7 protein-coding genes are annotated in these 6,531 nt (G+C 40.1%); 4 read left to right on the forward strand and 3 right to left on the reverse strand.

Going from position 1 to position 6,531, the window contains the following annotated elements:
- Positions 1 to 33: 33 nt before the first annotated feature.
- From IM797_RS15420 to IM797_RS15430, 3 genes are read left to right on the forward strand one after another with little or no spacing between them, the layout of a single operon-like run.
- The gene (locus IM797_RS15420) at positions 34 to 1,104 is read left to right on the forward strand and encodes an Mrp/NBP35 family ATP-binding protein (RefSeq protein ID WP_194128027.1); all 1,071 of its coding nucleotides are present in this window, start codon (positions 34 to 36) and stop codon (positions 1,102 to 1,104) included.
- A gap of 41 nt (positions 1,105 to 1,145) precedes the next feature.
- The gene (locus IM797_RS15425; protein ID WP_194128028.1) at positions 1,146 to 1,391 is read left to right on the forward strand and encodes a NifU family protein; all 246 of its coding nucleotides are present in this window, start codon (positions 1,146 to 1,148) and stop codon (positions 1,389 to 1,391) included.
- A gap of 53 nt (positions 1,392 to 1,444) precedes the next feature.
- Positions 1,445 to 2,086, forward strand: coding sequence for a hypothetical protein (locus tag IM797_RS15430; RefSeq protein WP_194128029.1), 642 nt, complete (start codon positions 1,445 to 1,447; stop codon positions 2,084 to 2,086).
- Here the strand turns inward: IM797_RS15430 and def are convergent, their stop codons facing one another.
- From def to IM797_RS15445, 3 genes are all read right to left on the reverse strand, one after another.
- Positions 2,087 to 2,647, reverse strand: a complete 561-nt coding sequence (def, locus tag IM797_RS15435) for a peptide deformylase (RefSeq protein WP_194128030.1) — start codon at positions 2,645 to 2,647, stop codon at positions 2,087 to 2,089.
- A 61-nt stretch (positions 2,648 to 2,708) separates the two neighbouring features.
- A complete protein-coding gene (locus tag IM797_RS15440) occupies positions 2,709 to 3,938 on the reverse strand; it encodes a pitrilysin family protein (RefSeq protein ID WP_194128031.1) in 1,230 nt (409 codons plus the stop codon).
- Between the two features lie 35 nt (positions 3,939 to 3,973).
- Complete coding sequence (locus IM797_RS15445; protein ID WP_194128032.1) at positions 3,974 to 4,432, reverse strand: hypothetical protein; 459 nt, start codon at positions 4,430 to 4,432, stop codon at positions 3,974 to 3,976.
- Between the two features lie 154 nt (positions 4,433 to 4,586).
- Between IM797_RS15445 and htpG the strand changes: the two genes are divergently transcribed.
- Complete coding sequence (htpG, locus tag IM797_RS15450) at positions 4,587 to 6,476, forward strand: molecular chaperone HtpG (protein ID WP_228098881.1); 1,890 nt, start codon at positions 4,587 to 4,589, stop codon at positions 6,474 to 6,476.
- Positions 6,477 to 6,531: the final 55 nt, after the last annotated feature.

The raw sequence follows: 6,531 nt of genomic DNA on the forward strand, positions 1-6,531 counted from the left end.
AATTGTGGAGGCCTTTTGTTAAATTTGACCAATATGATTAGTCCAGAACAAGTTCTCGCTGCTTTGAGAAATGTGGAAGATCCAGATCTTAAAAAAGATCTGGTTACTTTAAACATGATCAAAGACTTAAAAATACAGGATAAGCAAGTTAATTTCACCTTAGAGCTGACCACACCGGCCTGTCCAATGAAGGATATGTTGAAAAATGCCTGTGTCAATGCCATTAAACATTTTGTAGCGGCAGATGCGGAAATTAATATCAACATTACTTCGAGGGTAACGAAGCCGATGGATACAACACAATTGAAGGCGATCCGCAACATCATCTTGGTTTCATCTGGAAAAGGTGGAGTTGGAAAGTCGACGGTTGCCAGTAACCTGGCTATCGCTTTGGGAGCAGATGGCGCAAAAGTAGGACTTATTGATGCAGATATTTATGGACCTTCGGTACCAACCATGTTTGATCTGGTAGGTGCAAAGCCAAGTGCGAGAGAAACCGAAGACGGAAAAACATTGATATTACCAATAGAAAAATATGGGATAAAATTGCTGTCCCTTGGCTTTTTTGCAGACCCAGATCAACCAGTACCCTGGCGTGGACCAATGGCTTCCAATGCGATCAAACAATTGTTTAATGATGCTGATTGGGGTGAACTGGACTACCTTATTGTAGATCTTCCTCCGGGAACAGGTGACATTCACATCACGATTACTCAGAGTTTTCCAATTGCTGGTGCAGTTATTGTAACCACACCACAGCAGGTTGCACTTGCCGATACCCGTAAAGGGCTTGCTATGTTCAGAATGCCTGGAATTAATATACCGGTATTGGGTGTGATTGAGAATATGGCTTATTTTACACCTGAGGAATTACCGGAGAACAAATATTATATTTTTGGAAAAGATGGGGGTAAAGCATTAGCCGCTTCATTTGATGTGCCTTTCTTAGGTGAAATCCCAATCGTTCAAGGCATTACTGAAGGAGGGGACAGCGGAAGACCTATAGCCCTGGATCTTGACCATAAGATCGCGGTTTCATTTGGGGAAATCGCAGGGCGCGTTGCTCAGCAGATTGCCATAAACAATGCGCAGACTGCTAATTAAGAAAAAAATTACTATTTTTATATTTTAATAATATTACCGATATGAATTTAACAGAACAAGTAGAGCAGGCATTGGAGACTATTCGCCCTTATTTAGTGGCTGATGGTGGCGATGTTGCGATAGAAGAGATTACACCGGAGCATGTAGTTAGATTGAGATTATTAGGTAACTGTGGGTCTTGTAAAATGAGTTTTATGACGATGAAAGCAGGTATTGAACAAGCGATTATGAAAGCTGTTCCCGAAATTACAGCTGTTGAAGCGGTGAATCTGGTAGAGCCAGTTTAATGATTTAACACTATTTAACTAGCTGTTATTCAAATAACAACTATTTTTGAGCCATGAAGTATACGTTAACCTTTTTATTGTTTCTTTTAGTTTCTTCGGGATTTGCGCAGCAGAATACCGGAGTAAAACCATTGATCCAATTTACCGGAATCATTTCCGACGTGGATAGCAATACCCTGGTTCCTTATGTTACCGTCACCAATTTAAGCAATAAAAGCCAGCGGTATGCGGCCAACTACAAGGGGTATTTTTCTTTTATAGCACATCCGGGAGATACGATTTTATATTCTGCCGTTGGATACCGGGATCTATTGATGGCTATCCCTACCGATGTTAAGGATAATAAATACACGGCAATGGTAAGGATGAAAGCGGAGATCGTAAATTTGCCTACAGTTCGTGTATATCCATGGGCTACGGTAGAGGATTTTACGCGGGACTTCATGTCGATGAAGATTGCTGACGATGACTACCTCATTGCACTTAGAAATTTATCTCAGGAGAGTTTATCTGGTCTGATGCGCACTTTACCACGTGATCCGGGGGAGATTCAGGGAATAAATTACCGTTTAAACCATGACCGTGCTTTGAATAAGAATATGGTGCAGACCAATCCACTCCTTAACCCATTTGCATGGGGTAAGTTGATGCAATCAATTTTTAAAGGAGATAAAAGCAGAAGCGAAAGTAACTAATTACCTTCGTCTGCTTTGTTGTGGAAATTTCATTTTATAATCGGCCCTTACATTTCCTTTAGAAATATCATCTAATCGGCCTTTCAATAGTCTTTTGCGCAATTGGCCTAAAGTGTCTGTAAACAATTTACCCTCAATATGATCATATTCATGTTGGATTACACGGGCAGGCATCCCTGTGAAAGCTTCTTCGTGCAGTTCCCAGTTTTCATCATAATAGCGGATCAGGATGTTCGGTTTTCTGAATACATCTTCCCGGATGTCAGGAATGCTCAAACAACCTTCGTTAAACGCCCATGGCTCGCCTGTTTCTTCCAGTATTTCTGCATTGATAAACACACGTTTGAACTTACTTTTGTCATCTTCATCTGCGCCGGTATCTACAATAAACAAGCGAATTGGAAGACCGATCTGTGGAGCAGCCAGGCCTACGCCATGTGCATTGTACATGGTGTCGAACATGTTGCTGATCAGTTGCTTGAGTTCCGGGTAATCTTGCTCAATAGGGCTGCATACCTTTCTCAAAACTGGGTCGCCGTAAGCTACAATTGGTAATTTCATCAGAATAAATTATTGTTTTCACATAAACCCGTATTGAGTTTATGATGCAAAAATACGAATATTAAGCTAAAGGATAAAAAGTTAGGGAACTAAGATTGCTTTCATCTAATATTTCATTCGATATATCGGCCATTTCGCGTGTAGTTACGGCTTGTATCCGGCTGAAAACAGTTTGAAGGTCATCAATCCGATCATAATCCAACAAGCTTTTTGCCATGGAAATAATTAGCCCTATCCTGTTCTCTTCGCCCAGGGCAATTTGGCCTATGAACCTATTCTTTGCTTTTTGCAATTGTACTTCAGTTAAAGGCTGATCTTTTATTTTCTTAAACTCTTTTGAAATGAGGGACCAGGCCTTACTGACTTTTTCTCTATCGGTTCCGAAGTAAACGGTGAAAATCCCCGTATCACTTAGTGGGCTATAACCCGATTCAATTGTATAGGCGATACCATACTTTTCACGGATTTGCAAGTTCAGGATGGAGCTCATTCCGGTGCCGCCGAGCAGGTTATTTAGTAACAATAAGCCGGTTTTGTAGGGGTGATGCAAGGAGTAGGCTTGTCCGCCTAACATGACGTGGGCCTGCTGAATCGGCTTTTGAAAACTTTGTATAACGGCCTGTGTTTTTACTGGGGCTATCCGGCTGGGTTGGTGTAAATTGGCGGGTATATCTCCATAATGCCTGGATCCAATTTTTACCACTTTGTTTAATGTATAATTACCCAGTACTGCAATGATGATTTTATCTGTATGGTAGTTGTCCTGAATAAACTGTAGGATATCTTTTTTACTGATTCCATTGACACTATCTGTATTGCCCAATATGTTTCGACCCAAAGGATTTCCCGTAAAAACGAGGTCTTCAAAATCATCATATATGGCTTCTTCTGGTTGATCCAGATAAGATGCGATTTCATCCAATACGACGCTTTTTTCTTTTTCCATTTCTTCTTCGGGAAATGTAGAATGGAATACGATGTCGTTAAACAGTTCTAAAGTACGATCCAGATATGGATTGAGAAAAGAAGCGTGAATGCAGGTATATTCTTTTGTTGTATAGGCATTCAGGTCAGCGCCAACACTTTCCAACCGGTTTAAGATCTGGTTGGTATTGCGTTTCTCTGTGCGTTTAAAAATCAGGTGCTCTATGAAATGTGCAAGGCCGGATTTATCTGGCTTCTCATCCCTAGAGCCACTGTTGACAATGATGCAGGCATGAGAAATCGCGGAGGCAGAAGGTACATGAAGTAAGCGAATGCCATTAGGCAAGGTGTGCACATTATATTCCATTGGGGGTCAAAGGTACGGAGAAATATATCACGGCATTATAATTTTTCCGTATCCGGATAGCTCAAATTTAACGCAGCTATAATACCGTCCCTGGTTGGCCTGTTTACAATGAGCATCGCTATTGCAATAGCCGGAATAAATAAGAATGCTCCGTTCCCAGATATTAGAAAACCGACTATATTCATTAAAGAAGCGCCTTCAATAAAAGCACAACGCATGATAAACGCGGTTTGGTATCCTGCAATTTTTTCATCTGCAGTAACTTCTTTTGGGACTGCTGACAATTGCCTTTTGAATAGGAATGTACCGATGCCTATGAACACCAGTCCCAGGATTGGAAAAAGCGGAAAAAGTCCACCGTCTTCTGCTGAAACCGAAAAACTGAGAAATGTGCGTTCCTGGTTTAACATCAGTGTGACCAGTGCAAAACTAATTTGTGAGAAACAAAATGCAGCAAGTATGATCTGCATGGTTTTTAATCTAGGAGTATTCATGAAAGCAAAATTTTAAGACAAGGTAGTGTTTGTTGGCAATATTTCTATTGTCACCCGCAGTTTTTCCCAAAATCCGAACTGTCAATTTGACAACAAAAAGTGATTTGGAATGGGCATTGATAGTATAGCTATGTACTTAAAAATGAGTTAAAACATGAGCATAGAAGAAAAAGGAAGTATATCCATTCACACGGAAAACATCTTTCCAATTATTAAGAAATTCCTGTATTCAGATAATGAGATCTTTTTAAGAGAGCTTGTATCTAATGCCGTTGATGCGGTACAAAAGATTAAACGTTTGGCCGCATTGGGTCAATATAATGGCGAGTTGGGCAATCCATTGGTGGAAGTTGCTGTTGATGAAGCAGAGAAAACCATTACGATTAGTGACAATGGGTTGGGCATGACTGCTGAAGAGATTAAAAAATACATTAATCAGGTTGCTTTTTCTGGAGCTAGTGAGTTTGTAGAGAAGTTTAAAGACGCTAAAGATGCCAACGAAATTATTGGTAAATTTGGTTTAGGCTTTTATTCTGCCTTTATGGTTGCTGATTTGGTTGAAATTCAGACATTATCCTATCAGGAAGGCGCCGAGCCAGCGAAATGGGTTTGTGATGGAAGTACCGAGTTTGAAATATCAGCTGGAAACAGAACCAGTCGTGGAACGACAATCATTTTACACGTGAATGCGGAATCAGAAGAGTTCCTGAGCAAACATAAGCTGGAAGAGATTCTGGATAAATATGGTAAGTTTTTGCCGGTTCCAATCAAGTTTGGTACTAAAACTGTTCAGGAGCCTGACGGTGAAGATGAAGAAGGAAAGGCTAAAACAAAGTCGGTAGAAGTAGACAATATCATCAATACAACCAATCCAATCTGGACTAAAGCACCTGCAGATTTGTCAGATCAGGATTATTTAGATTTCTATAAGCAATTGTATCCTTTCTCTGAGGATCCGTTGTTCTGGATTCACCTGAATGTGGATTATCCATTTAACCTGACTGGAGTATTGTATTTCCCGAAAGTGAAGAATGATTTTGACATGCAACGTAATAAGATCAAATTGTTCTCACGACAAGTCTTTATTACAGATGAGGTTAAAGACATTGTACCTGAATTTTTGATGTTGCTACACGGTGTGATCGATTCCCCGGATATTCCATTGAATGTTTCCAGAAGCTTTTTACAAGCGGATAGCAATGTGAAAAAAATCAACAGCTATATCACTAAAAAAGTTGCGGATAAGTTGTCAGAATTGTTCAATAAAGACCGTAAAGCTTATGAAGAGAAATGGTCTGATATTGGTCTTTTCGTAAAATACGGAATGGTTAGTGAAGATAAATTTAATGATAAAGCTAAAGACTTCGCCTTATTGACCAATACTAAAAACGAGCATTTTACTTTAGAAGAGTACAAAGAAAAAGTAAAAGACGTTCAAACCGATAAAAACGGGCAGGTTATTTACATCTACAGTAACGATCCTGCTAAGCAGGACAGTTTTATACAATCGGCCAACAAACTGGATTATGATGTCTTGTTGATGAACTCAGCGATTGATAATCATTTTGTACAACACCTGGAGCAGAAGTTAGAGAAGACAGCTTTAAAGCGCGTGGATTCAAGCGTAGCGAGTAAATTGATTGATAAAGATGAAAATGTGGAGTCTGTGTTGACTGAAGACCAGTCGAAACAGGTTGCTGCAATCTTCGATAAAGCCATCAACAAACCAGGCTATACCGTTGAAATTGTGGGTTTAAATCCAGAAGAGCTACCGGTTACCGTAACCATGGATGAATTTATGCGCCGCATGAAAGATATGGCACAAATGGGTGGTGGAATGGGTTTTTATGGCAGTATGCCGGATAGCTATAAAGTGGCAATCAACGGAAATCATAAACTGATCGGTAAAATTTTGAAAGCTGAAAACACTGAGGAGCAAGGTCTGCTTGCGAAACAAGCTGTTGATTTGGCTTTGTTGGCACAAGGAATGCTGACCGGTGCAGAATTAACTGCCTTTGTAAGCAGAAGTGTGGAATTAATCTAATTCCTATAGGGTGTTATGGATTGAATGAAAAAGGCCCGGTATACATACCGGGCCT

The sequence above is a fragment of the Pedobacter sp. MC2016-24 genome, from assembly GCF_015223055.1.
In the GTDB taxonomy this organism is placed as follows: domain Bacteria; phylum Bacteroidota; class Bacteroidia; order Sphingobacteriales; family Sphingobacteriaceae; genus Pedobacter.

What these genes read in the sequence shown, in the direction of transcription:
- IM797_RS15420 (WP_194128027.1), top strand. Translation starts at nt 34, where the DNA reads ATGATTAGTCCAGAACAAGTTCTCGCTGCTTTGAGAAATGTGGAAGAT.
- IM797_RS15425 (WP_194128028.1), top strand. Translation starts at nt 1,146, where the DNA reads ATGAATTTAACAGAACAAGTAGAGCAGGCATTGGAGACTATTCGCCCT.
- IM797_RS15430 (WP_194128029.1), top strand. Translation starts at nt 1,445, where the DNA reads ATGAAGTATACGTTAACCTTTTTATTGTTTCTTTTAGTTTCTTCGGGA.
- def (WP_194128030.1), bottom strand. Translation starts at nt 2,647, where the DNA reads ATGAAATTACCAATTGTAGCTTACGGCGACCCAGTTTTGAGAAAGGTA.
- IM797_RS15440 (WP_194128031.1), bottom strand. Translation starts at nt 3,938, where the DNA reads ATGGAATATAATGTGCACACCTTGCCTAATGGCATTCGCTTACTTCAT.
- IM797_RS15445 (WP_194128032.1), bottom strand. Translation starts at nt 4,432, where the DNA reads ATGAATACTCCTAGATTAAAAACCATGCAGATCATACTTGCTGCATTT.
- htpG (WP_228098881.1), top strand. Translation starts at nt 4,587, where the DNA reads ATGAGCATAGAAGAAAAAGGAAGTATATCCATTCACACGGAAAACATC.